35 protein-coding genes are annotated in these 21472 nt (G+C 67.6%); all 35 read left to right on the plus strand.

Annotated features, from left to right (window positions below; all coding sequences use genetic code 11):
* The coding region (tuf, locus tag G6N75_RS07020) for an elongation factor Tu (RefSeq protein WP_165347645.1) at nt 1–1190 on the plus strand (1190 nt) is incomplete at its 5' end.
* A 26-nt stretch (nt 1191–1216) separates the two neighbouring features.
* Nucleotides 1217–1528, plus strand: coding sequence for a 30S ribosomal protein S10 (gene rpsJ, locus G6N75_RS07025; protein ID WP_165347646.1), 312 nt, complete (start codon nt 1217–1219; stop codon nt 1526–1528).
* Nucleotides 1529–1744: 216 nt separating this feature from the next.
* Nucleotides 1745–2389 carry a 50S ribosomal protein L3 gene (gene rplC / locus G6N75_RS07030; RefSeq protein WP_165347647.1) on the plus strand — a complete coding sequence of 215 codons (645 nt, stop codon included), beginning with the start codon at nt 1745–1747 and terminating at the stop codon, nt 2387–2389.
* A 10-nt stretch (nt 2390–2399) separates the two neighbouring features.
* Nucleotides 2400–3008, plus strand: a complete 609-nt coding sequence (rplD, locus tag G6N75_RS07035; RefSeq protein WP_165347648.1) for a 50S ribosomal protein L4 — start codon at nt 2400–2402, stop codon at nt 3006–3008.
* The gene (gene rplW / locus G6N75_RS07040) at nt 3005–3301 is read left to right on the plus strand and encodes a 50S ribosomal protein L23 (protein ID WP_165347649.1); all 297 of its coding nucleotides are present in this window, start codon (nt 3005–3007) and stop codon (nt 3299–3301) included. The genes rplD and rplW overlap by 4 nt, the downstream gene beginning before the upstream one ends.
* Nucleotides 3302–3329: 28 nt before the next feature.
* Nucleotides 3330–4154: a 50S ribosomal protein L2 gene (gene rplB / locus G6N75_RS07045; protein ID WP_165347650.1), complete on the plus strand. Its 825-nt coding sequence runs from the start codon at nt 3330–3332 to the stop codon at nt 4152–4154.
* A 21-nt stretch (nt 4155–4175) separates the two neighbouring features.
* Nucleotides 4176–4448 carry a 30S ribosomal protein S19 gene (gene rpsS, locus G6N75_RS07050; RefSeq protein ID WP_165347651.1) on the plus strand — a complete coding sequence of 91 codons (273 nt, stop codon included), beginning with the start codon at nt 4176–4178 and terminating at the stop codon, nt 4446–4448.
* Between the two features lie 11 nt (nt 4449–4459).
* Nucleotides 4460–4792 (plus strand): 50S ribosomal protein L22, encoded by a 333-nt coding sequence (gene rplV, locus G6N75_RS07055; RefSeq protein ID WP_165347652.1) that lies wholly within the window; start codon nt 4460–4462, stop codon nt 4790–4792.
* Nucleotides 4793–4807: 15 nt separating this feature from the next.
* Nucleotides 4808–5482, plus strand: coding sequence for a 30S ribosomal protein S3 (gene rpsC, locus G6N75_RS07060; protein ID WP_165347653.1), 675 nt, complete (start codon nt 4808–4810; stop codon nt 5480–5482).
* An 11-nt stretch (nt 5483–5493) separates the two neighbouring features.
* Nucleotides 5494–5907, plus strand: coding sequence for a 50S ribosomal protein L16 (gene rplP, locus G6N75_RS07065; protein WP_165347654.1), 414 nt, complete (start codon nt 5494–5496; stop codon nt 5905–5907).
* A complete protein-coding gene (gene rpmC, locus G6N75_RS07070) occupies nt 5907–6116 on the plus strand; it encodes a 50S ribosomal protein L29 (protein ID WP_165347655.1) in 210 nt (69 codons plus the stop codon). Before rplP ends, rpmC begins: the two co-directional genes overlap by 1 nt.
* Nucleotides 6116–6397, plus strand: a complete 282-nt coding sequence (gene rpsQ, locus G6N75_RS07075) for a 30S ribosomal protein S17 (RefSeq protein ID WP_165347656.1) — start codon at nt 6116–6118, stop codon at nt 6395–6397. The genes rpmC and rpsQ overlap by 1 nt, the downstream gene beginning before the upstream one ends.
* A gap of 33 nt (nt 6398–6430) precedes the next feature.
* Nucleotides 6431–6799, plus strand: coding sequence for a 50S ribosomal protein L14 (rplN, locus tag G6N75_RS07080; protein WP_165347657.1), 369 nt, complete (start codon nt 6431–6433; stop codon nt 6797–6799).
* 18 nt (nt 6800–6817) lie between these two features.
* The gene (gene rplX, locus G6N75_RS07085; protein ID WP_165347658.1) at nt 6818–7135 is read left to right on the plus strand and encodes a 50S ribosomal protein L24; all 318 of its coding nucleotides are present in this window, start codon (nt 6818–6820) and stop codon (nt 7133–7135) included.
* 17 nt (nt 7136–7152) lie between these two features.
* Nucleotides 7153–7692: a 50S ribosomal protein L5 gene (gene rplE, locus G6N75_RS07090; protein ID WP_165347659.1), complete on the plus strand. Its 540-nt coding sequence runs from the start codon at nt 7153–7155 to the stop codon at nt 7690–7692.
* A 14-nt stretch (nt 7693–7706) separates the two neighbouring features.
* A complete protein-coding gene (rpsN, locus tag G6N75_RS07095) occupies nt 7707–8012 on the plus strand; it encodes a 30S ribosomal protein S14 (RefSeq protein WP_165347660.1) in 306 nt (101 codons plus the stop codon).
* 28 nt (nt 8013–8040) lie between these two features.
* Entirely contained in the window at nt 8041–8439 is a 399-nt protein-coding gene (gene rpsH / locus G6N75_RS07100) for a 30S ribosomal protein S8 (protein WP_165347661.1), read from the plus strand.
* A gap of 32 nt (nt 8440–8471) precedes the next feature.
* Entirely contained in the window at nt 8472–9005 is a 534-nt protein-coding gene (gene rplF, locus G6N75_RS07105; RefSeq protein WP_165347662.1) for a 50S ribosomal protein L6, read from the plus strand.
* A gap of 13 nt (nt 9006–9018) precedes the next feature.
* Nucleotides 9019–9372, plus strand: coding sequence for a 50S ribosomal protein L18 (gene rplR, locus G6N75_RS07110; protein ID WP_165347663.1), 354 nt, complete (start codon nt 9019–9021; stop codon nt 9370–9372).
* A gap of 25 nt (nt 9373–9397) precedes the next feature.
* The gene (gene rpsE, locus G6N75_RS07115) at nt 9398–9904 is read left to right on the plus strand and encodes a 30S ribosomal protein S5 (RefSeq protein ID WP_165347664.1); all 507 of its coding nucleotides are present in this window, start codon (nt 9398–9400) and stop codon (nt 9902–9904) included.
* Between the two features lie 4 nt (nt 9905–9908).
* The gene (rpmD, locus tag G6N75_RS07120; RefSeq protein WP_165347665.1) at nt 9909–10109 is read left to right on the plus strand and encodes a 50S ribosomal protein L30; all 201 of its coding nucleotides are present in this window, start codon (nt 9909–9911) and stop codon (nt 10107–10109) included.
* Nucleotide 10110: 1 nt separating this feature from the next.
* Entirely contained in the window at nt 10111–10542 is a 432-nt protein-coding gene (gene rplO, locus G6N75_RS07125) for a 50S ribosomal protein L15 (RefSeq protein WP_165347666.1), read from the plus strand.
* 22 nt (nt 10543–10564) lie between these two features.
* Nucleotides 10565–11890: a preprotein translocase subunit SecY gene (gene secY, locus G6N75_RS07130; RefSeq protein WP_165347723.1), complete on the plus strand. Its 1326-nt coding sequence runs from the start codon at nt 10565–10567 to the stop codon at nt 11888–11890.
* A 24-nt stretch (nt 11891–11914) separates the two neighbouring features.
* On the plus strand, nt 11915–12028 hold the full coding sequence (rpmJ, locus tag G6N75_RS07135; RefSeq protein ID WP_165281505.1) for a 50S ribosomal protein L36: 114 nt from the start codon (nt 11915–11917) through the stop codon (nt 12026–12028).
* 70 nt (nt 12029–12098) lie between these two features.
* Complete coding sequence (gene rpsM, locus G6N75_RS07140) at nt 12099–12455, plus strand: 30S ribosomal protein S13 (protein WP_165347667.1); 357 nt, start codon at nt 12099–12101, stop codon at nt 12453–12455.
* A 3-nt stretch (nt 12456–12458) separates the two neighbouring features.
* Nucleotides 12459–12848, plus strand: a complete 390-nt coding sequence (gene rpsK, locus G6N75_RS07145) for a 30S ribosomal protein S11 (protein ID WP_165347668.1) — start codon at nt 12459–12461, stop codon at nt 12846–12848.
* Between the two features lie 18 nt (nt 12849–12866).
* Nucleotides 12867–13487, plus strand: a complete 621-nt coding sequence (gene rpsD, locus G6N75_RS07150; RefSeq protein WP_165347669.1) for a 30S ribosomal protein S4 — start codon at nt 12867–12869, stop codon at nt 13485–13487.
* An 18-nt stretch (nt 13488–13505) separates the two neighbouring features.
* Nucleotides 13506–14498, plus strand: coding sequence for a DNA-directed RNA polymerase subunit alpha (gene rpoA, locus G6N75_RS07155; protein WP_165347670.1), 993 nt, complete (start codon nt 13506–13508; stop codon nt 14496–14498).
* A 30-nt stretch (nt 14499–14528) separates the two neighbouring features.
* Nucleotides 14529–14912: a 50S ribosomal protein L17 gene (rplQ, locus tag G6N75_RS07160; RefSeq protein ID WP_165347671.1), complete on the plus strand. Its 384-nt coding sequence runs from the start codon at nt 14529–14531 to the stop codon at nt 14910–14912.
* A 142-nt stretch (nt 14913–15054) separates the two neighbouring features.
* Complete coding sequence (locus G6N75_RS07165; RefSeq protein WP_165347672.1) at nt 15055–16590, plus strand: phospholipase D family protein; 1536 nt, start codon at nt 15055–15057, stop codon at nt 16588–16590.
* A 46-nt stretch (nt 16591–16636) separates the two neighbouring features.
* On the plus strand, nt 16637–17545 hold the full coding sequence (locus tag G6N75_RS07170; protein ID WP_165347673.1) for a 5'-nucleotidase: 909 nt from the start codon (nt 16637–16639) through the stop codon (nt 17543–17545).
* A 4-nt stretch (nt 17546–17549) separates the two neighbouring features.
* Nucleotides 17550–18101: a GNAT family N-acetyltransferase gene (locus G6N75_RS07175; RefSeq protein ID WP_165347674.1), complete on the plus strand. Its 552-nt coding sequence runs from the start codon at nt 17550–17552 to the stop codon at nt 18099–18101.
* 77 nt (nt 18102–18178) lie between these two features.
* Nucleotides 18179–19828 (plus strand): gamma-glutamyltransferase, encoded by a 1650-nt coding sequence (gene ggt, locus G6N75_RS07180; RefSeq protein WP_240901004.1) that lies wholly within the window; start codon nt 18179–18181, stop codon nt 19826–19828.
* Between the two features lie 41 nt (nt 19829–19869).
* Nucleotides 19870–20232: an antibiotic biosynthesis monooxygenase gene (locus G6N75_RS07185; protein WP_165347676.1), complete on the plus strand. Its 363-nt coding sequence runs from the start codon at nt 19870–19872 to the stop codon at nt 20230–20232.
* Between the two features lie 4 nt (nt 20233–20236).
* Nucleotides 20237–21463, plus strand: coding sequence for an alpha/beta hydrolase (locus tag G6N75_RS07190; RefSeq protein ID WP_165347677.1), 1227 nt, complete (start codon nt 20237–20239; stop codon nt 21461–21463).
* The last annotated feature ends 9 nt before the right edge of the window (nt 21464–21472 follow it).

A 21472-nucleotide genomic window follows, 5' to 3' on the forward strand; every position in this document is an offset into this window, starting at 1 on the left:
TGTCCAAGGCGAAATTCGAACGTACGAAGCCGCATGTGAATGTGGGGACGATTGGTCATGTTGATCATGGCAAGACGACCTTGACGGCGGCGTTGACGAAGGTGATGGCGGAGAAGTTTGGTGGTGAGGTGAGTGCTTACGACCAGATTGACAAGGCGCCGGAGGAGAAGGCGCGCGGCATCACGATTGCGACGGCGCACGTGGAGTATCAGTCGGAGGCGCGTCATTACGCGCACGTGGACTGTCCTGGGCATGCGGACTACATCAAGAACATGATCACGGGTGCGGCGCAGATGGACGGCGCGATCCTGGTGGTGTCGGCGGCGGACGGTCCGATGCCGCAGACGCGGGAGCATATTCTGCTGGCGCGCCAGGTGGGTGTGCCGTACATCGTGGTGTACCTGAACAAGGCGGACATGGTGGACGATGCCGAGCTGCTGGAGCTGGTGGAGCTCGAGGTTCGGGATCTGCTGAGCACCTATGAGTTCCCGGGCGACGACACGCCGATTATTACGGGATCGGCGCTGAAGGCGTTTGACGGTGACACGAGCGAGATTGGCATTCCGTCGATCGAGAAGCTGGTGGCGGCGATGGACAGTTACATTCCGGAGCCGGAGCGTGCGGTGGACGGTGCCTTTTTGATGCCGATCGAGGATGTGTTCTCGATTTCGGGTCGTGGCACGGTGGTGACCGGGCGTATTGAGCGGGGCATTGTGAAGGTGGGGGACGAGGTGGAGGTCGTGGGTATTCGCGACACTTCGAAGACCACGGTCACGGGTGTGGAGATGTTCCGCAAGCTGCTGGACCAGGGCCAGGCGGGCGACAACGTGGGGGTGCTGCTGCGCGGCACCAAGCGTGACGAGGTGGAGCGTGGCCAGGTGCTGTGCAAGCCGGGTTCGATCAAGCCGCACACCAAGTTCCAGGCGGAGGTGTACATCCTGACGAAGGAGGAGGGTGGCCGTCATACGCCGTTCTTCAAGGGATACCGGCCGCAGTTTTATTTCCGCACCACGGACGTGACCGGGATGGTCGAGCTGCCGGAGGGTGTGGAGATGGTGATGCCGGGCGACAACGTGCAGATGCAGGTGGAGCTGATTGCGCCGATCGCGATGGAAGAAGGCTTGCGCTTCGCCATCCGCGAGGGCGGCCGCACCGTCGGCGCCGGCGTCGTGGCAAAGATTTACGAATAAGCCCGAGGGCTCACTGGACACAGACCATGGCTAACCAGAACATCCGCATCCGCCTCAAGTCTTTCGATCACCGGCTGATCGACACCTCCGCGAGGGAGATCGTCGAGACCGCGCGGCGCACGGGCGCCCAGGTCCGGGGTCCCATCCCCCTGCCGAGCAAGACGGAGCGGTTCACCGTCCTGGTCTCCCCGCACGTCAACAAGGACGCACGGGACCAGTATGAGCTGATCACGCACAAGCGCTTGATGGACATTCTCGATCCCACCGACAAGACGGTGGACGCCCTGATGAAGCTGGAGCTTCCGGCCGGGGTGGACGTGCAGATCAAGCTGAACTAGCAGTTGAACCTGCTGGGCGTCCCGCGTATAGTAGCGGGCTCCCTGCGGCCCGGTACGGAAAACCCCGTGCCGGGCCGCTGATTTCCGGGCGCTGCGGCGCCTGACTCCGCCCCCCGCGATGGGCAGCCCGGCGTTCGGGCGCATGCGGGAGGCGGCTTGGCCCAAGGTGCAGCGCCGGCCAAACGAAGTCGGCGCGGTGATAGAGGAACAGACAAGATGGCAATCGGTCTCGTAGGCCGCAAGTGCGGCATGACCCGCGTGTTCACGGAAGACGGCGCCTCGGTGCCGGTCACCGTGATCGAGGCGTTGCCCAACCGGGTCGCGCAGGTCAAGACGGAAGAGACGGACGGTTACCGGGCCGTGCAGGTGACGATGGGCGCGCGCAAGCCGTCCCGCGTGGCCAAGGCCCAGGCCGGCCACTACGCCCGCGCCGGCATCGATGCCGGCGAGGGTCTCTGGGAATTCCGCCTCGGGACCGACGAGGGCGCCGACCTCGCGCCGGGCGCCGAGATCAAGGTGGACGCCTTCAGCGACGGCCAGGTGGTGGACGTCTCCGGCGTGACCATCGGCAAGGGCTTCGCCGGGACGGTGAAGCGCCACAACTTCCGCATGCAGGACGCCACGCACGGCAACTCGGTCTCCCACCGCGTGCCCGGCTCCATCGGCCAGAACCAGACCCCGGGCCGCGTGTTCAAGGGCAAGCGGATGGCCGGCCACATGGGCGCCCGCAAGGCGACCGCCCAGAACCTCACCGTGGTCCGCGTCGACGCGGAGCGCAACCTTCTCCTGGTCAAGGGCGCTGTGCCCGGCGCGCGCGGCGGACGTGTGATCGTCCGGCCGGCCGTCAAGGCGCGGGGCTAAGGACATGGCGATGAAACTGCAGTTGCATGGCGCCGACGGCAAGGACCTGCAGGTCTCCGAGCTGGCTTTCGGCAAGGAATTCAACGAGCCCCTGGTGCACCAGGTCGTGACCGCCTACATGGCGGCCGGCCGGTCCGGCACCAAGGCGCAGAAGACCCGTGCCGACGTCTCCGGCGGCGGCATCAAGCCGTGGCGCCAGAAGGGCACCGGGCGCGCCCGGGCCGGCACCATCCGCAGCCCGCTGTGGGTCGGCGGCGGCCGCGCCTTCGCCGCCAAGCCGCGGAGCTTCGAGCAGAAGGTCAACCGCAAGATGTATCGCGGCGCGATGCGCTCGGTGCTCTCCGAGCTGCTGCGCCAGGGCCGGCTCCACGTCGTCGAGTCGATCGAGATCGCGGAGCCGAAGACCAGGCAGTTCGTGGGCCTCATGAAGGACCTGGGCGTCGACGCCGGGTTGTTCGTGATCGAGGCTTTCGAGGAGAAGCTCTGGCTGGCCGCGCGCAACCTGCCCCGCGTGGAGCTGCTGGAAGCCGCCGCCCTCGACCCGGTCAGCCTGCTGCGTCACGAGCGCGTGGTGATGACCGTCGCCGCGCTGCGCAGCGTCGAGGAGAAGCTGGCATGAGCCGCGAAAGACTGATGACCGTGCTGCTCGAGCCGCACGTTTCGGAAAAGGCGACCCTGGCGAACGAGCAGGGCAACCAGGTGGTGTTCAAGGTGCGTCGCGACGCTACCAAGAGCGAGATCGGCAAGGCCGTCGAGCTGATGTTCGAGGTCAAGGTCGAGGGTGTGCAGGTCGCCACCTCGAAGGGCAAGGTCAAGCGCTTCGGCGCGACCCTGGGCCGCCGCTCCGACTGGAAGAAGGCCTACGTCCGGCTGGCGCCGGGCCAGACCATCGATTTCCTGGGCGGCGAGTAAGCGCCGGCAGAGCACAGGACTGAGACTCATGGCAGTACAAAAAGCAAAACCGACGTCGGCTGGCCGCCGCTTCGTGGTGCAGGTGAAGACCCCGGGCCTCCACAAGGGTGAGCCCTACGGTCCGCTGCTGGCGAAGAAGAACCGGAGCGGCGCCCGCAACAATGCGGGCCGGATCACCGTGCGCCACCAGGGCGGCGGCCACAAGCAGCGTTACCGCATCGTCGACTTCAAGCGCGACAAGGACGGGATCCCGGCGCGCGTCGAGCGGTTCGAGTACGACCCGAACCGGAGCGCCCACCTGGCCCTGCTGCTGTACGCCGATGGCGAACGCCGCTACGTCATCGCCCCCCGGGGCATCGACGTCGGTGACACGCTGATGTCGGGCAGCGAGGCGCCGATCAAGCCGGGCAATGCGCTGCCGCTGCGCAGTATCCCGGTGGGCTCCACCGTGCACTGCATCGAGATGAAGCCCGGCAAGGGCGCCCAGCTCGCCCGCAGCGCCGGGGCCTCGGTGATGATCGCCGCTCGCGAGGGCATCTACGCCACGCTGCGGCTGCGCTCCGGCGAGACCCGCAAGGTCCACGTCGACTGTCGCGCCACGGTGGGCGAGGTGGGCAACGGCGAGCATTCGCTCCGCAAGCTGGGCAAGGCCGGCGCGCAGCGCTGGCGGGGCATCCGCCCGACCGTGCGCGGGACGGTGATGAACCCGGTCGACCATCCGCATGGCGGTGGCGAGGGCCGCAACTTCGGCAAGCATCCCACCACCCCGTGGGGCGTGCCGACCAAGGGTTACAAGACCCGCAAGAACAAGCGCACCGATGCGATGATCGTTCGTCGCCGGGGCCGCAAGTAAGGGAACGGAGAGGTAATAGCCGTGCCACGTTCGGTCAAGAAGGGACCTTTCATAGACGCCGCGCTGCTGAAGAAGGCACGCGAGGCCCAGGACAGGAACGATCGTCGCCCGATCAGGACCTGGTCGCGTCGTTCGATGGTCGTCCCCAACATGGTGGGCCTGACGATTGCCGTGCACAACGGCCGTCAGCACGTGCCCGTGCTCATTTCGGAGAACATGGTCGGGCACAAGCTGGGCGAGTTTGCCCAGACCCGCACTTTCAAGAGCCACGCCGGCGACCGGAAGGCCAAGTAGGAGTCATCGAGATGCAGGTAGCAGCCAGGCTTCGCTATGCCAGGATCTCGCCGCAGAAGTGCCGGCTGGTCGCGGACATGGTCCGTGGCAAGCCCGTAGGCGCCGCGCTGCAGACCCTCGAGTACACGCCGAAGAAAGCGGCCCGGATCGTGAAGAAGGTGCTGGAGTCGGCCATCGCCAACGCCGAGCACAATCACGGCGCGGATATCGACGAGCTCAAGGTGGCCACGATCATGGTGGACGAGGCCCCGACCTTCAAGCGGTTCCAGGCGCGCGCCAAGGGCCGCGGGAATCGCATCATCAAGCGCAACAGCCACATCACCATCCAGGTGGCGGACGAGTAAGACGGGACAGTATCCATGGGTCAGAAAGTAAATCCGGTTGGCATTCGGCTCGGCATTACCCGGGAGTGGGACTCCCGTTGGTTCGCCGACACGAAGCACTTCCCCGAGTACGTCCAGCGCGACCACCAGATCCGCCAGCTGCTGCGCAAGCGACTGGCGCAGGCTTCGGTGAGCCGGATCCAGATCGAGCGCCCGGCCCGCAAGGCCCACATCACGATCCACACGGCGCGGCCGGGGATCGTGATCGGCAAGAAGGGCGAGGATATCGAGAAGCTGCGCAACGAGGTGGCGGAGATGCTGGGCCTGCCGATCGGCGACGTGCGCATCAACATCGCCGAGATCCGCAAGCCGGAGCTCGACGCCCAGCTGGTGGCCGAGGGCATCGCCCAGCAGCTGGAGCGCCGCGTGATGTTCCGCCGCGCCATGAAGCGGGCGGTGACCAACACCATGCGCCTGGGCGCCCAGGGCGTGAAGATCAAGGTCGGCGGCCGCCTGAACGGCGCCGAGATCGCGCGCTCGGAGTGGTACCGCGAGGGCCGCGTGCCCCTGCATACCTTCCGCGCGGATATCGACTACGGCTTTGCCGAGGCCCGGACCACCTACGGCGTCATCGGCGTCAAGGTCTGGATCTTCAAGGGCGAGGTGATCGAGAAGCATGCGGCTGCCCCCGCTGAAGCGGCGGCCAGCTAGGAGTTACGAGGATGCTGCAGCCAAAGCGCACCAAGTACCGGAAACAGTTCAAGGGCAAGAACCGCGGCCTGGCCCAGCGCGGCGCGGACGTGTCTTTCGGCGAGTTCGGCCTGAAGGCCACCACCCGTGGCCGGCTGACCGCGCGCCAGATCGAGGCGGCCCGTCGCGCCATGACCCGCCACGTCAAGCGCGGCGGCAAGATCTGGATCCGGGTGTTCCCGGACAAGCCGATCACCGCCAAGCCCATCGAGGTTCGCATGGGCAAGGGCAAGGGCAACGTCGAGTACTGGGTGGCCGAGATCAAGCCCGGCAAGGTGCTGTACGAGATGGAGGGCGTGTCGGAAGACGTGGCCCGTGAGGCGTTCCGCCTGGCGGCCTCGAAGCTGCCCTTCGGCACCACGTTCGTGTCCAGGCAGGTGATGTGATGGAAGCGAAGGATCTGCGTGGCAAGTCCACGACCGAGCTCAACGAGGAGCTGCTCAAGCTCCGTCGCGAGCAGTTCAACCTGCGCATGCAGCGGGCGACCGGCCAGATGGCCCGGCCGGACCAGTTCGGCAAGGTGCGCAAGGACATCGCGCGGGTGAAGACGGTGCTCGGCGAGAAGGCCCTGGCGGAAGCGAAGGATAAGGCGTGATGAGCGAAACCATCGAGAAGACGGCCCAGAGCACGGTCCGGACCCTGACCGGCCGCGTGGTCAGCGACCGCATGGACAAGACGGCCGCGGTGTCGGTGGAGCGCCGGGTGAAGCATCCGGTGTACGGCAAGTACATCCGCCGCACCACCAAGCTGCTGGCCCACGACGAGAACAACGAGTGCCGCATCGGCGACACGGTGAGCATCGCCGAGACCCGGCCCCAGTCCAAGCGTAAGGCCTGGCGGGTGGTCGAGATCATCGAGCGGGCGCCCGAGCGCTGAGCGACGGCGGGACGACTTTAAGAGAGTGCAGTCATGATCCAGATGCAGACCGTACTGACGGTGGCGGACAACAGCGGGGCGCGGCGCGTCCAGTGCATCAAGGTGCTTGGCGGGTCCAAGCGCCGCTACGCGGGGGTCGGTGACGTCATCAAGGTGAGCGTCAAGGACGCCATCCCGCGGGGCAAGGTCAAGAAGGGCGAGGTCTACAACGCCGTCGTCGTGCGCACCCGCAAGGGCGTGCGCCGTCCCGACGGCTCGCTGATCCGCTTCGACGGCAACGCCGCGGTGCTCCTGAACAACAAGCTGGAGCCCATCGGCACGCGTATTTTCGGGCCCGTGACGCGCGAGCTGCGCACGGGGAATTTCATGAAGATCATCTCGCTCGCGCCCGAAGTTATCTAGGGCGCCGGGGAGCCAGGCATGAACAGGATCAGGAAAGGCGACGAAGTCATCGTCATCGCGGGTCGCGACAAGGGCCGGCGCGGGACGGTGCTGCGGATATTCGACGACGAGCGCGTGCTGGTCGAGAACATCAATGTCGTCAAGAAGCACCAGCGCCCGAATCCGCAGCGCGGCGTGGCCGGCGGCATCGTCGAGAAGGAAATGCCGCTGCACGCGTCGAACGTGATGTTGTGGAACCCCGTCGCCAAGAAGGGCGATCGGGTCGGCGTCCGCACGCTGGAAGACGGCAAGAAGGTGCGTTACTTCAAGTCGAACAACGAGGTCGTGGACGTCTGACGGCGTCCGGGTGAAACATGGCCAGGCTGAAAGAACACTACGAGCAGAAACTTACCCCCGCGCTGATGCAGCGTCTCGGGCTGAAGAACCCCATGGAAGTGCCGCGGATCAGCAAGATCACGATCAACATGGGCGTGGGCGAGGCGGTTGCCGACAAGAAGATCGTGGATAACGCGGTCAAGGACATGGAGGCCATCACCGGCCAGAAGGCGGTGATCACCAAGGCCCGCAAGTCCGTGGCGGCCTTCAAGCTGCGCGACGGCATGCCGGTTGGCTGCAAGGTCACGCTGCGCCGGGAGCGCATGTACGAGTTCCTGGACCGCCTGATCAATGTCGCCATCCCGCGCGTGCGCGACTTCCGCGGGCTCTCGGTGAAGTCCTTCGATGGCCAGGGCAACTACAGCCTGGGCGTGAAGGAGCAGATTATTTTCCCGGAGATCGACTACGACCAGATCGACGCGATCCGGGGCATGGACATCACGATTACGACGACGGCGAAGGACGACGAGGCGGGCAGGGCACTGCTCGAGGCGTTCGAATTCCCCTTCCGGAAGTAGAGGACCGCAACGGTATGGCCAAGAAATCCATGATCATGCGCGAAGAGAAGCGCGCGAAGCTGGTGGCGAAGTACGCCGCCAGGCGCGCCAAGCTCAAGGCGATCATCGTCGACGAGAATTCGAGCGACGAGGAGCGGCTGGCGGCGGTCGCCAAGCTGGCGGGGTTGCCACGCGACTCGAGCCCGTCGCGCCTGCGGAACCGCTGCGCGATCACGGGGCGGCCGCGGGGTTACTACCGGAAGTTCGGCCTCGGCCGCAACAAGCTGCGCGAGAGCACCATGAGCGGCGAGATCCCGGGCCTGCGCAAGGCCAGCTGGTAAGCGCGAGAGACAGGGCAAGGATTCAGACATGAGCATGACCGATCCCATCGCGGACCTGCTGACGCGGATTCGCAACGGCCAGAAAGCCGGCAAGGCGCAGGTGCGCATGCCGTCCTCGAGCATCAAGCAGGCCATCCTGAAGGTGCTCCAGGACGAGGGCTACATCGACGGCTTCAGCGTCGAGGACCTGGCGCCCGGCAAGCAGGAGCTGGTGGTGGTGCTGCGCTACCACGACGGCAGGCCGGTGATCGACGACCTGAAGCGGGTCAGCCGGCCGGGCCGCCGCGTTTACCGCGGCAAGGACGACCTGCCGACGGTGTTCGGCGGGCTGGGGGTCGCGATCGTCTCGACCTCCGACGGTTTGATGAGCGACCGCCAGGCGCGGGCCCAGGGTCGCGGCGGTGAAATTATCTGCGTCGTGTCCTGAGCGGACACGGCCAAGCATAGCGAGATAGAACGATGTCCAGAGTCGCCAAGGTGCCGGTGCAGCTGCCCAAGGGCGTCGAGTTCAAGCTCGACGGCCGGCTGGCCGTGCTCAAGGGGCCGAAGGGAGAGCTCTCCCTCGAGGTGGATCCCGGGGTCGAGTTGGTGCAGGAAGGCACCGAGGTGCACGTGCGCACGCCGGGCAGCGAGAAGCCGAAAGGCGCCATGGCCGGCACCGTCCGCGCGCTGCTCGCCAACATGGCGAAGGGCGTGTCGGAAGGCTTCCAGAAGAAGCTCGAGCTGGTCGGCGTGGGCTACCGCGCCCAGGCCCAGGGCAAGGTGCTGAACCTGACCCTCGGCTTTTCCCACCCGGTCGCCTACGAGGTGCCGGAAGGGATCACCATCGAGACGCCGAGCCAGACCGAGGTCCTGGTCACGGGCATCGATCGGCAGAAAGTCGGCCAGGTGGCGGCGGATATCCGTCGCTATCGCCCGCCCGAGCCCTACAAGGGCAAGGGCGTGCGGTACTCGGACGAGCGCGTGGTCCTGAAGGAAGCGAAGAAGAAGTAAGGCAGGGCGAGGCATGGAAAAGAAAGTTGCACGCATCCGGCGCGCGCGCCGCGCCCGGTCCAAGATCCGGGAGCTGGGATACAACCGTCTCAGCATCCATCGCACGCCGCGCCACATCTACGCGCAGGTCCTGACGCCCGACGGCGGCAAGGTCCTCGCGACGGCGTCGACGTTGCAGCCGGCGGTGCGCGAAGGCATCGAGAAGACCGGCAATATCGCAGCCGCCCAGGCCGTGGGCCGTGCGATCGCCGAGGCCGCCAAGGCGGCCGGCGTGAGCAAGGTGGCATTCGACCGCTCCGGGTTTCGCTATCACGGCCGGGTCAAGGCCCTGGCCGACGCGGCCCGCGAAAACGGTCTCGAGTTCTAGGCATACGCCCGGGGACGATTGAACAATGGCAGCACCAGACAGAAACTCCGCCGGCGACGACCTGATCGAGAAGCTCGTCACCGTCAACCGCGTCGCCAAGGTCGTGAAGGGCGGCCGGCAGTTCGGCTTCACCGCCCTGACGGTGGTCGGCGACGGCTCCGGCCGCGTCGGCTACGGCTACGGCAAGGCCCGCGAGGTCCCGGTGGCGATCCAGAAGGCGATGCAGGCAGCGCGCAAGAACATGCGCCGCGTGCAGCTGAGGGACGACACCCTGCAGTACGCGACCGAGGGGCGCCACGGCGCCACCAAGGTATACATGCAGCCGGCCTCGGACGGTACCGGCGTCATCGCCGGCGGCGCCATGCGCGCCGTATTCGAATGCGCCGGCGTGCGCAACGTGCTGGCCAAGAGTTATGGCTCGCGCAATCCCATCAACGTCGTGCAGGCCACCATCAAGGGCCTGTCGGGCATCCGCTCGCCGGAGCAGATCGCGGCCAAGCGCGGCAAGACCGTCGAAGAGATCCTGGGTTAGTAGCATGGCCGACAACACCGCAACCACCCGCCAGGTCCGCGTCAAGCTGGTGAAAAGCATCAACGGCCGCAGCGCCAGGCACAAGGCCTGCGTGACGGGCCTCGGCCTGCGCCGGATGCATCACAGCGTGGTCGTGGCGGACACCCCCGAGAACCGGGGCATGATCAACAAGGTCTCGTACCTGTTGCAGGTAGAGGAAGTCTGAGATGCGCCTCAACGACATCAAGCCCGCGGCCGGCAGCCGCAAGACCGGCAAGCGCCTGGGCCGCGGCCACGCCGCCGGCCAGGGCAAGACCAGCGGCCGCGGCGTCAAGGGCCAGCATGCCCGTTCCGGCGGCTACCACAAGGTCGGCTTCGAAGGCGGCCAGATGCCGCTGCAGCGCCGGCTGCCGAAGGTCGGCTTCAACTCGCGCCAGGCCCGCTTCAGCGGCGAGGTCCGGCTGAACGAGCTGGCGAAGCTCGAGGGTGATATCGACCTGCTGGCGCTGAAGGCGGCCGGGGTGGTCGCGCAGCAGGTCCAGCGCGTGAAGATCATTGCCTCCGGCAAGCTCGAGAAGCCGGTGACCGTGAAGGGCCTGGCCGTGACGGCCGGCGCGCGCGCAGCCATCGAGGCGGCGGGCGGCAAGATCGAGGAATAGCGTGGCGAAGACACCCTCCAGCATGAACCCGGCTGCGGCCCTTGGCCAGGCCGCCCGCCTGGGAGACCTGCGCAAGCGGATCTTCTTCCTGCTGGGCGCCCTGGTGGTTTATCGCATCGGCACCTTCATCCCGGTGCCGGGCATCGACCCGGTGGCGCTGGCACGGTTCTTCCAGGAACAGCAGGGCACCATCCTGAGCGTGTTCAACATGTTCTCGGGCGGCGCCCTCGAGCGCCTGTCGATTTTCGCGCTCGGGATCATGCCTTACATCTCGGCCTCCATCATCATGCAGATGATGGCCGTGGTCGTGCCCTCGCTGGCTGCCATCAAGAAAGAGGGCGAGTCCGGCCGCCGCAAGATCACCCAGTACACCCGCTACGGCACGCTGGGCCTGGCGACCTTCCAGTCCATCGGCGCCGCCGTGGCCTTCCAGAACCAGGGCGTGGTGCTCGTGCCGGGACCCCAGTTCGTGTTCATCGCCTGCGTCACCATGGTCACCGGCACCATGTTCCTGATGTGGCTCGGCGAGCAGGTGACCGAGCGCGGCATCGGCAACGGCATCTCCATGATCATCCTGGCCGGCATCGTGGCCGGCCTGCCCTCGGCCCTGGGCGGCACGCTGGAACTGGTCCGCAACGGCGAAATGCCGGCGGCGCTGGCGCTGATCCTGTTCTTCCTGGTGCTCGCGGTCACGGCTTTCGTGGCCTTCGTCGAGCGCGGCCAGCGGCGCATCGCGGTCAACTACGCCAAGCGCCAGCAGGGCCGGCGCATGTACCAGGGCCAGACCACGCACCTGCCGTTCAAGCTGAACATGGCCGGCGTCATTCCGCCGATTTTCGCCAGCAGCCTGATCCTGTTCCCGGCCACGGTCGCGCAGTGGTTCGGCACGGCCGACAACATGGGCTGGCTCCAGGGGCTGGCCTCCAGCCTGTCGCCGGGCCAGCCGGTCTACACGCTGATGTATGCCGGCCTGATCATTTTCTTCTGCTTTTTCTACACCGCGCTGGTCTTCAACTCGCGCGAAACGGCGGACAACCTGAAGCGTTCCGGCGCCTTCATCCCGGGCATCCGCCCGGGCCAGCACACGGCCGAGTACATCGACGCCGTGCTGACGCGCCTGACCTTCTGGGGCGCGATGTACATCACCGCGATCTGCCTGCTGCCGGAATTCATGATCATGTACTGGAACGTGCCGTTCTACTTCGGCGGCACCTCCCTGCTGATCATCGTGGTGGTCAGCATGGACTTCATGTCGCAGTTGCAGGCGCACATGATGAGCCACCAGTATGACGGCCTGCTGAAGAAGGCCAACCTCAAGGGCTACGGTCGGGCCGGTCAGATTCGCTGACCGGACCGGAACCAGGAGAGAGCAATGAAAGTGCGTGCATCGGTCAAGAAGATCTGCAGGAACTGCAAGATCATCCGCCGCGGCGGCGTCATCCGGGTGATCTGCTCGGATCCGCGCCACAAGCAGCGGCAGGGCTGAAAAGCATTGAAGGCGATTGCCGAATCAGGCACAATGTTCGGCTTCGCGTGAGCGATAGGAGACGGCGTTAATGGCCCGTATTGCCGGGATCAATATCCCAGCCAACAAGCACATCGTGATTGCGCTGACCCATATCTTTGGGATCGGCAACACGCGCGCGAAGCAGATTTGCGACGCCGCCGGCATCGCGTCCGAAACCAAGGTGAAGGACCTGACGGAGCCGGAGGTCGACAAGCTCCGCGCCGAGGTGGCCCGCTTCGTGGTCGAGGGCGATTTGCGCCGCGAGACCTCGATGAACATCAAGCGCCTGATGGACCTCGGTTGCTACCGCGGCATCCGTCATCGCCGCGGCCTGCCACTGCGCGGGCAGCGTACGCGCACCAACGCCCGGACGCGGAAGGGTCCGCGCCGCCCGGTGAGGAAGTAAGGAATGGCCAAGCAAGCCCCCAGGGTGAGAAAGAAGGTCAAGAAGCAGGTGGTGGACGCCATCGCGCACATCCACGCCTCTTTCAACAACACCATCATCACCATCACCGACCGCCAGGGGAACACCCTGTCGTGGGCGACTTCCGGCGGCTGCGGTTTCCGCGGCTCGCGCAAGAGCACGCCCTTCGCTGCCCAGGTGGCGGCCGAGAAGGCGGGCAACGCCGCGGCCGAGTACGGCGTGAAGAACGTCGAAGTCCGGGTCAAGGGCCCGGGCCCCGGCCGCGAGTCGGCCGTCCGCTCACTGAACGCCGTGGGTTTCCGCGTCACGAACATCGAGGACGTGACCCCGATCCCCCACAACGGCTGCCGGCCGCCCAAGAAGCGCCGCGTCTGATCTCCAGAGGCTCGAATCATGGCTAGATATCTCGGACCGAAGTGCAAGCTCTCCCGGCGGGAGGGCACGGACCTGTTCCTGAAGAGCAGCGTTCGTCCGCTGGAGTCCAAGTGCAAACTCGAAGTCCCGCCGGGCGGCGCGCCGCAGCGCCGGCCGCGCATTTCCGACTACGGCCTGCAGCTGCGCGAAAAGCAGAAGCTGCGCCGCATGTACGGGGTGCTGGAGCGGCAGTTCCACAACTACTACAAGCGGGCTGCCCAGAAGAAGGGCTCGACGGGTGAGAACCTGTTGCAGCTGCTCGAGGGCCGGCTCGACAACGTTGCGTACCGGATGGGCTTCGCGTCCACCCGCGCCGAGGCGCGCCAGCTGGTGAGCCACAAGGGCGTCACGGTCAACGGCCAGGTCGTGAACATCCCCTCGTTCCAGGTCAGCCCGGGGGACGAGCTCGCCGTGCGCGAGAAGGCGAAGAAGCAGCTCCGCGTGCAGAACGCGCTGCAGCTCGCCGGCGAGGCCGGGTTCCCCGAGTGGGTCGAGGTCGACCAGACCAAGATGAGCGGCGTGCTGAAGCAGCTGCCCGACCGCAACGACATCCTGCCCGACATCAACGAGAACCTGGTCGTCGAGCTTTATTCCAAGTAATTGCGAGGCACGAAGCCCATGCAGGCATCGGTCAACGAATTTCTGCGTCCCCGCGTCGTCAAGGTCCAGCCGGAAAGCCGGACCCGCGCCCGGGTCACCATCGAGCCGCTCGAGCGCGGCTTCGGACACACGCTGGGCAATGCCCTGCGTCGCATCCTGCTGTCTTCCATGCCGGGGTGCGCGGTGGTCGAAGTCGAGATCGACGGCGTGCTGCACGAGTACACCAGCATCGAGGGCGTGCAGGAGGATGTCGTCGACATCCTGCTGAACCTCAAGCAGCTGGCCGTGAAGATGCACCAGCGCGATGAGATCGAGCTCACCCTGGCCAAGAAGGGCCCGGGCGTGGTGACCGCGGCCGACATCGAGTCCGGGCATGACGTCGAGATCATCAACCCCGACCTGGTGATCGCGACCCTGACCAAGGCCGGCCAGCTGTCGATGCGCCTGAAGGTGCGCCGCGGCCGCGGCTACGAGCCGGTCAGCCAGAACGACGAGGACGGCAGCGGCCCGATCGGCCGGCTGCGCCTGGACGCCTCCTTCAGCCCGGTTCGTCGCGTCGCCTACACGGTCGACGCCGCCCGCGTGGAGCAGCGCACCGACCTCGACAAGCTGATCATCGACATCGAGACCAACGGCACCATCGACTCCGAGGAGGCGATCCGCCGCGCCGGCGCGATCCTCAAGGACCAGCTGGCGGTGTTCGTCGACCTCAAGGGCGAAGGCCTCGGCCCGGAGCCGGGCGACAAGGCCGTGGACCCGATCCTGATGAAGCCGGTGGACGAGCTGGAGCTGACCGTGCGCTCCGCCAACTGCCTGAAGGCCGAGAATATCAACTACATCGGCGACCTGGTCCAGAAGACGGAAGTGGAGCTGCTCCGCACCCCCAACCTGGGCAAGAAGTCGCTGACCGAGATCAAGCAGGTGCTGGAAAACCACGGCCTGCAGCTCGGCATGCGCCTCGAGGGCTGGCCTCCCGCCAGCCTCCGGCACGACGACGAGCGGGTTGCCTGAAGCGCCTCCCGCCTAACAGGATAACGAGTCATGCGTCACCGCAAAGCAGGCCGCCAGCTCGGCCGCAACAGTTCTCATCGCAGGGCCATGTACCGCAACATGGCGGCGTCGCTCTTGCTGCACGAGACGATCCAGACCACGCTGCCCAAGGCCAAGGAGCTGCGCCGGGTGGTCGAGCCGCTGATCACCATGGCCAAGGAAGACGGCGTGGCGCAGCGGCGCCGGGCCTTCGACCGGCTGCGCGACAAGGCCGTGGTCGGCAAGCTCTTCAACGAGCTCGGCCCGCGCTACCAGGCGCGCCCCGGCGGCTACCTCCGGATTCTCAAGATGGGCTACCGCCCCGGCGATTCCGCGCCCATGGCGCTGGTGCAGCTGGTCGACCAGCCGGAGCAGGGCGAAGCCGCGGCCGAGTAAGCGGTGCGCGGCGCCGGCCGCGACCGGAGCAAAGAACAGGCCGGGCTGCAGCCCGGCCTTTTCTTTTTCCGGGGTGAGCGCGCCACCAGCCCGCCGTCCCGCGGTATCCTCTCCCGCACGGCTGCTACGGGACGTAAAGACCATGATCATCCTCCGCTTTCTCTGGGTTGCCGCTGTGCTGGCAGTTAGCGGCTGCGCGCAGCTGCCAGCGCGCGCCGAGCTTCCCCCGCAACAAGCCCACGCCCCGACGGATACTTCCCGTCTCGACCAGCTCATCGGCCCGGCTGAGGCGGCGCGCCCCGGGCAGTCCGCCTTCCGCTTGCTGGGCGACGGCCCCGAGGCCTTTGCCCTGCGCGCCGCTTCGGCCCAGCTTGCGGATCGCAGCCTCGACGTTCAGACCTACATCTGGCACGACGACCTGACTGGGAGCTACCTTGCCCTGCAGGTACTGGAAGCGGCCGACCGCGGGGTCCTGGTCAGGTTGCTGGTCGATGACATGGATGCGCGCGCGAAGAATTACGGCTTTGCAGCGCTGGCGGCCCATCCGAATATCCAGGTGCGGATGTTCAATCCCTTTGCCACGCGCGAGGGCGCCGTAGCCCTGGCCTTCGAGGCACTCGGGAGTTTTGGCCGCATCAACCGGCGGATGCACAACAAGACCTGGATCGCCGACAACCGGCTGGCGATCGCCGGCGGGCGTAACCTCGGCGACGAGTACTTCGGCGCCGCCGAGGGGGGGAATTTCATCGACCTCGACTTTGCCATGATCGGGCCGGTCGTGCGAGACGCGTCCGCCTCTTTCGATGCCTACTGGAACTCGCCGTTGGCCTATCCCATGACGGAGCTGTCGCCGGCCGATGTGTCGGCTCCGCAGCTGGATGTCTTGCGGGCCCGCCTCGCCGAGTGGAAGCCGAAAGCGCGGGAGAGCCGCTATGCCGCCAGCTTGCGCGACGATCACATCGTGCGGCGCCTCGTCGAAGGCGACTGGCCGATGACCTGGACGGCGGACTACCGCTTCGTGGCCGATGACCCGCGCAAGGCCGAGGGCGCCTTCGACGGCGCCGAGGGATCGGCGGTGATCGCAGCGCTGCTGCCCGAGATGGAGGCCGCTGAGGAGACGCTGACCGTGATCTCCCCTTATTTCGTGCCGGGCGCAGGGGGCACGGCGCTGCTCGTCGGCATCGACCAGGGCGGCGGCGAGGTGCGGGTACTGACTAATTCACTGGCCGCGAACGATGTGGCGGCGGTGCACGGCGGCTACTCGCGGCACCGTGAGGTCCTGCTGGCCGGGGGCGTGGAATTGTGGGAGCTGAAGCCCGTTCGCGACGGTGGCTCACGCCTGAGCCTGGTCGGATCTTCCGGCGCCAGCCTCCATACCAAGGCGATGGTGGTCGACAACCGGGGTTTGTTCGTGGGCAGCTACAACCTGGACCCCCGCTCGACCGCGCTCAATTGCGAACAGGGGGTGCTGGTGGAGAGCGAGGCCCTGGCCCGCGAGCTCGAGGCCCTGTTCGCCGCGCAGGTGGCGGGCGCCCATGCCTGGACGGTGACGCTGGAAGATGGCGACTTGTACTGGCGCGACGGCGAGCGGGAAGAGAGCAGCGACCCGGATGCCGGATTCGGCCGGCGGTTCCAGGCCTGGCTGGCACGGCTGCTGCGCATCGATGCCCAGCTTTGAGCAATCCGGCGATGCGGGTGGGATAATTGCGCCGTGAGGCTTGGTTTTGAGCGTTGATCTTGCGGATTGCCTGGTGGTGGGCATCTCCTCCCGCGCGCTGTTCGACCTGCGCCAGGAGGATGCCCTGTTCATCGAGGCGGGCCTGGATGCCTACCGGGCCGAGCAGCTGGCGCGCGAGGACGAGATCCTGCCGCCCGGCACGGGCTTCCCGCTCGTGCGGGGCGTGCTGGCGCTCAACACGCCCGGCGCGCCAAGGCGCGCCGAGGTGGTGGTGATGTCGCGCAACTCCACCGAGACCAGCCTGCGGATCTTCAACTCCATCCGCCACTACGGGCTCGACATCACCCGGGCCGCGCTGTCCGGGGGCGCGCCGCTGGCGCCCTACCTGCAGGCCTTCCACGTCGACCTGTTCCTGTCCCGCTACGAGGACGACGTGCAGCGGGCGCTGGCCGCCGGCACGGCGGCGGCGCTGCTCTACGACCAGCCGGACGACCCGCTGGAGGCCGCGGAGGAGATTCGCATCGCTTTCGATGGCGACGCCATCCTGTTCTCCGACGAGTCCGAGCGTATCTTCCAGGAGAACGGGCTCGAGGCCTTCGCGCGCCACGAGGCGGAGCGGGCCCGCGAGCCGCTGGCGGCCGGGCCGTTCGCGCGGCTCCTGCACAAGCTGTCGGCCCTGCAGCAGGCGGCGCGCCGGGAGGGCGTGACGTCGATCCGCACCGCGCTGGTCACGGCCCGCGGCGGCCCGGCGCACGAGCGCGTGATCCGTACCCTGCTGGCCTGGGGCGTGGAGGTGGACGAGGCCTTCTTCCTCGGCGGGGTGCCCAAGACCGAGGTGCTGGCGGCGTTCCGGCCGCACATTTTCTTCGACGACCAGGCGGCCCACTGTGAGCGGGCGGCGCCACGGATTCCCACGGGTCGGGTACCCTTGGCCCCCGGTGACAGCGAGAGGTGACCCGATGAGCATCCCGGATCCGCGCGAATACCGCGCCCTGGGTTACATGATCGACGGCACGCCCTTTTTCCTGCGGGCCGTGCGCGAGTGGGACCGCGAGGCCCTGCGCGATCTGTTCAACCGCTCCAGCCAGCAGTCGCGCTATTTCCGTTATTTCGAGAGCAAGCAGACGCTGTCGGATGCCGAGCTCGACTACTACACGCGGCTCGACTTCGAGCATCACGCGGCGCTGGCTGCCGAGGCGCCCGACGAGGATGGCGTGATCGCGGTGGGCCGCTACATCGAGGTGCTCCCCGAGCGCGATCCGCGGCGAGCCGAGGTCGCCTTCCTGGTCCGCGACGACTACCAGGGCCAAGGGGTGGCCACGCAGCTCCTCAAGCACCTGATTCGCATCGCCCGGGAGAACAGCATCGCCGAGTTCGAGGCGGAGATGCTGCCGTCGAACGCCAAGATGATCGACGTGTTCGAGCACTCCGGCTACCAGCTCAAGCGGGCCCGCGAGCCGGACAGCCTGCGCGTGATTTTTCCCATCCTCGACGAGCGCATCCCGTTCTGACGAGCGGCCCGGAGGCAACGATGTCCTTTAGAATGTCCCGCGCGGCCCTCGCTTTGGCCGCCAGCCTGGTAAGCCCGATGTCCCTGAGCGCCGACCGCGTCACCGGCCCCGAGTTCGTCACCCGCTCCGACGTCCTGGCACCCGCCGCGATGGCGGCGACCAGCCACCCCCTGGCCACCCAGATCGCGCTGGAGATCATGCGCCAGGGCGGCAGCGCGGTGGACGCGGCGATCGCGGCCAACGCCGCCCTCGGGCTGATGGAGCCGACCGGCTGCGGCATCGGCGGCGACCTGTTCGCCATCGTGTGGGATGCCGAGAGCGGCCGGCTGCACGGCCTCAACGCCAGCGGCCGCTCGCCGCGCGCGCTGTCGCTGGAGTGGTTCCAGGACAACGGCTTCGAGCGCATCCCCCGCTACGGGCCGTTGCCGGTCAGCGTCCCCGGCGCGGTGGACGGCTGGTTCGAGCTCCACGGCCGTTTCGGGCGCCTGCCCATGAAAGAGGTGCTGGCGCCGGCCATCCGCTATGCCCGCGAGGGCTTCCCGGTCACCGAGGTGATCGCGCACTACTGGGCCATCAACGCCGAGCGCCTCGGCGAGTACCCCGGCTTCGCCGAGGTTTTCATGCCGGGCGGGCGCGCCCCGGCCAAGGGCGAGATCTTCCGCAACCCGGCGCTGGCCGACACCTACGAGAAGATCGCCGCGGGCGGCCGCGATGCCTTCTACCGGGGCGAGATCGCCCGCACCATCGCCGCTTACATGCAGGCCAACGGCGGCTTCCTCTCCTACGAGGACCTGGCGACCCACAGCTCGGACTGGGTGGAGCCCGTCTCGGCCAGCTACCGCGGCTACGACATCTGGCAGCTGCCGCCCAACACGCAGGGCATCGCCGGGCTGCAGATCCTGCAGGTGCTGGAGGGCTATGACATCGCCGGCATGGGCTTCGGCAGCGCCGACTACATGCACCTGTTCATCGAGGCCAAGAAGCTGGCCTTCGAGGACCGGGCGCGCTTCTACGCCGATCCGGACTTCATGGACGTGAGCGTGGCGAAACTCATTTCTGACGAGTACGCAGCGACGCGCCGCTCGCTGATCGATCTCGGCAAGGCCGCGGCCAGCTACCCGCACGGCGATCCCGCGGTCCTGCGGGACGGCGACACCATTTACCTGACGGTGGCGGACGCCGAGGGGAACATGGTCTCGCTGATCCAGAGCAACTACCGCGGCATGGGCTCCGGCATGACCCCGCCCGGGCTCGGGTTCGTATTGCAGGACCGCGGCGAGATGTTCAGCCTGCAGCCGGGCCATCCCAACGCCTTTGCGCCCGGCAAGCGGCCGTTCACGACCATCATCCCGGGCTTCGTCACCAAGGACGGCAAGCCCTGGCTCAGCTTCGGCGTGATGGGCGGCGGCATGCAGCCCCAGGGCCATGCGCAGGTGCTGGTGAACATGATCGATTTCGGCATGGAGCCGCAGGCCGCGGGCGACGCGCCCCGCATGCGCCATGACGGGTCCAGCGAGCCGACCGACGAGCGCATGACCGACGGCGGCGTGGTGCGGCTGGAGCAAGGCTTCGCGCCCGAGGCCATTGCCGAGCTCGAGCGCCGCGGCCACCGGGTCGAGGTGCGCAACGACGGGGGCTACGGCGGGTACCAGGCCATCCGCAGGGACGATGGCGCCTGGGTCGGGGCGTCGGAGTCGCGCAAGGACGGGCACGCCGCGGGTTACTGAAGGCAGCCGGGCGCTGCCGCTGTTCGAGGAGCTTGACGAACATGAAATCGCTGCCGGTTCACCAGGGTGCATTCACGGTGTTGCTGTCCTTCGACTGCAACGCGGGGGAGAGCGAGCAGTTCGCCAGCGAGCTGGCCGACTTCGTCGAGCAGCGCATGCGCTTTCACCCGGGTTTCCTTTCCGGGCTGGTGTATCTCAGCGAGGACGCCCGCAAGGTCGTCGAAGTGTTCCAGTGGGCGCGCGCGGAGGACTGGCAGGCGTACCGCAGTAGCGAGGATGGCCAGGAAGGGTTGCGGTGGCTGGCGCGGCGGTCGCCGCACACGGATTTCCTCGAGCTGGTGCGTTGCGTGGACGCGCCGGTGCCTGGCGACCGTGCCGGGTCTCCGCATACCGTCGAGGAATGAAGCCATGACCCTCTGCGCGGTCGCCCTGGCAGCCGACCTCCGCGGCGCCAGCCGCCTGCTGGTGGACGCCGCGACCGGCGTGACCGACCTGGTGGAATCGATGCACGGCACGATCGCCGGGCTGGCGGGCATCGTGCCCGGCTCGAGCAACCAGCGCACGCGCGGCATCACCCGGTTCGTGTACCGCTGCGTCGGCGGGGGCATCCGCCTGGTCGGCGCGGGCATCGAGCGGACGCTCGTGCCCGTTTCGGCCTGGCACCAGGCGGGCCATGGCGCGCAGCAACGCCCGGCACGACATGCAGCGGCGCTGGGCGTGCTCAATGGCGTGCTCGGGGATCACCTGGCCGCCACCGGCAACCCGCTGGCCATCAGCATGGGGCTGCGCCGGGACGGCATGCGGCTCGAGCTTGGCCGCGCCGCGCTGCGCCGGGCGGTGCCCGCCGCCAGCCCCCGCATCCTGGTCCAGGCGCACGGCCTGTGCATGCACCCCGGGCACTGGGAACGGGCGGGCCGCGACGAGGTTGCGGCCGCCGGCGCCAGGCTGGGCTACACCTGCCTGCAGCTGCACTACAACACCGGGCTGCACATCGCGGCGAACGGGCGCTCGCTCGCCGCACTGCTGGAGAACCTGCTGGCGCAGTGGCCGGTCGAGGTCCGGGAGCTCGCGATCGTCGGCCACAGCATGGGCGGGCTGGTGGCGCGCAGCGCGCACCACTACGGCGCGGCGGCCGGGCACGCCTGGCCGGAGCGGCTGCGAAAACTGGTTTTTCTCGGCGCGCCGCACCACGGTTCGCCGCTGGAGCGCGCCGGCAACGGCCTGGACATGCTGCTGGGGCTGAGCCCTTACAGCCGGCCGTTCACGCGCCTCGGCCGCGTCCGCAGCCACGGCATCACCGACCTGCGCTTCGGCATCCTGCTGGAGCAGGACTGGGCCGCGCGCGATCGCTATGCGCCGATGCGCAAGGACCCGCGCACGCCGCTGCCGCTACCCGAACGCGTCGAGTGCTACACCGCCGCCGCGCTGCGCGGCGAAAACGAGGGGGCGCTGTCCGCGCGCCTGGTCGGCGACGGCCTGGTGCCGCTGGCCAGCGCGCTGGGCGAACACGAGGACGCGCGCTTCGCGCTGGACTTCCCGCCCGGCCACCGCTGGGTCGGCACGGGCCTGAGCCATTTCGACCTGGTCTCGAGCCCGCGCCTGCTGGCACAGCTGGCGCGCTGGCTCGGGAACTAGCATCGGCTG

This window comes from Thioalkalivibrio sp. XN8 (assembly GCF_011058255.1).
Classification (GTDB): Bacteria; Pseudomonadota; Gammaproteobacteria; order Steroidobacterales; family XN24; genus XN24.

Excerpts from the sequence above, each read along its gene's own strand:
- rplW (WP_165347649.1), top strand. The coding sequence starts at position 3,005 with ATGAGCCGCGAAAGACTGATGACCGTGCTGCTCGAGCCGCACGTTTCG.
- rpoA (WP_165347670.1), top strand. The coding sequence starts at position 13,506 with ATGCAGGCATCGGTCAACGAATTTCTGCGTCCCCGCGTCGTCAAGGTC.
- rpsE (WP_165347664.1), top strand. The coding sequence starts at position 9,398 with ATGGCAGCACCAGACAGAAACTCCGCCGGCGACGACCTGATCGAGAAG.
- rpmC (WP_165347655.1), top strand. The coding sequence starts at position 5,907 with ATGGAAGCGAAGGATCTGCGTGGCAAGTCCACGACCGAGCTCAACGAG.
- rpsH (WP_165347661.1), top strand. The coding sequence starts at position 8,041 with ATGAGCATGACCGATCCCATCGCGGACCTGCTGACGCGGATTCGCAAC.
- rpsQ (WP_165347656.1), top strand. The coding sequence starts at position 6,116 with ATGAGCGAAACCATCGAGAAGACGGCCCAGAGCACGGTCCGGACCCTG.
- rplQ (WP_165347671.1), top strand. The coding sequence starts at position 14,529 with ATGCGTCACCGCAAAGCAGGCCGCCAGCTCGGCCGCAACAGTTCTCAT.
- rplX (WP_165347658.1), top strand. The coding sequence starts at position 6,818 with ATGAACAGGATCAGGAAAGGCGACGAAGTCATCGTCATCGCGGGTCGC.
- ggt (WP_240901004.1), top strand. The coding sequence starts at position 18,179 with ATGTCCCTGAGCGCCGACCGCGTCACCGGCCCCGAGTTCGTCACCCGC.
- rplE (WP_165347659.1), top strand. The coding sequence starts at position 7,153 with ATGGCCAGGCTGAAAGAACACTACGAGCAGAAACTTACCCCCGCGCTG.
- rpsK (WP_165347668.1), top strand. The coding sequence starts at position 12,459 with ATGGCCAAGCAAGCCCCCAGGGTGAGAAAGAAGGTCAAGAAGCAGGTG.
- rpsC (WP_165347653.1), top strand. The coding sequence starts at position 4,808 with ATGGGTCAGAAAGTAAATCCGGTTGGCATTCGGCTCGGCATTACCCGG.
- G6N75_RS07190 (WP_165347677.1), top strand. The coding sequence starts at position 20,237 with ATGACCCTCTGCGCGGTCGCCCTGGCAGCCGACCTCCGCGGCGCCAGC.
- rplD (WP_165347648.1), top strand. The coding sequence starts at position 2,400 with ATGAAACTGCAGTTGCATGGCGCCGACGGCAAGGACCTGCAGGTCTCC.
- rplF (WP_165347662.1), top strand. The coding sequence starts at position 8,472 with ATGTCCAGAGTCGCCAAGGTGCCGGTGCAGCTGCCCAAGGGCGTCGAG.
- rpmD (WP_165347665.1), top strand. The coding sequence starts at position 9,909 with ATGGCCGACAACACCGCAACCACCCGCCAGGTCCGCGTCAAGCTGGTG.
- rplB (WP_165347650.1), top strand. The coding sequence starts at position 3,330 with ATGGCAGTACAAAAAGCAAAACCGACGTCGGCTGGCCGCCGCTTCGTG.
- rplN (WP_165347657.1), top strand. The coding sequence starts at position 6,431 with ATGATCCAGATGCAGACCGTACTGACGGTGGCGGACAACAGCGGGGCG.
- rpsN (WP_165347660.1), top strand. The coding sequence starts at position 7,707 with ATGGCCAAGAAATCCATGATCATGCGCGAAGAGAAGCGCGCGAAGCTG.
- secY (WP_165347723.1), top strand. The coding sequence starts at position 10,565 with ATGAACCCGGCTGCGGCCCTTGGCCAGGCCGCCCGCCTGGGAGACCTG.
- rpmJ (WP_165281505.1), top strand. The coding sequence starts at position 11,915 with ATGAAAGTGCGTGCATCGGTCAAGAAGATCTGCAGGAACTGCAAGATC.
- rplC (WP_165347647.1), top strand. The coding sequence starts at position 1,745 with ATGGCAATCGGTCTCGTAGGCCGCAAGTGCGGCATGACCCGCGTGTTC.
- rpsD (WP_165347669.1), top strand. The coding sequence starts at position 12,867 with ATGGCTAGATATCTCGGACCGAAGTGCAAGCTCTCCCGGCGGGAGGGC.
- rpsM (WP_165347667.1), top strand. The coding sequence starts at position 12,099 with ATGGCCCGTATTGCCGGGATCAATATCCCAGCCAACAAGCACATCGTG.
- rpsJ (WP_165347646.1), top strand. The coding sequence starts at position 1,217 with ATGGCTAACCAGAACATCCGCATCCGCCTCAAGTCTTTCGATCACCGG.
- rplO (WP_165347666.1), top strand. The coding sequence starts at position 10,111 with ATGCGCCTCAACGACATCAAGCCCGCGGCCGGCAGCCGCAAGACCGGC.
- rplP (WP_165347654.1), top strand. The coding sequence starts at position 5,494 with ATGCTGCAGCCAAAGCGCACCAAGTACCGGAAACAGTTCAAGGGCAAG.
- rplV (WP_165347652.1), top strand. The coding sequence starts at position 4,460 with ATGCAGGTAGCAGCCAGGCTTCGCTATGCCAGGATCTCGCCGCAGAAG.
- G6N75_RS07185 (WP_165347676.1), top strand. The coding sequence starts at position 19,870 with ATGAAATCGCTGCCGGTTCACCAGGGTGCATTCACGGTGTTGCTGTCC.
- G6N75_RS07175 (WP_165347674.1), top strand. The coding sequence starts at position 17,550 with ATGAGCATCCCGGATCCGCGCGAATACCGCGCCCTGGGTTACATGATC.
- rplR (WP_165347663.1), top strand. The coding sequence starts at position 9,019 with ATGGAAAAGAAAGTTGCACGCATCCGGCGCGCGCGCCGCGCCCGGTCC.
- G6N75_RS07165 (WP_165347672.1), top strand. The coding sequence starts at position 15,055 with ATGATCATCCTCCGCTTTCTCTGGGTTGCCGCTGTGCTGGCAGTTAGC.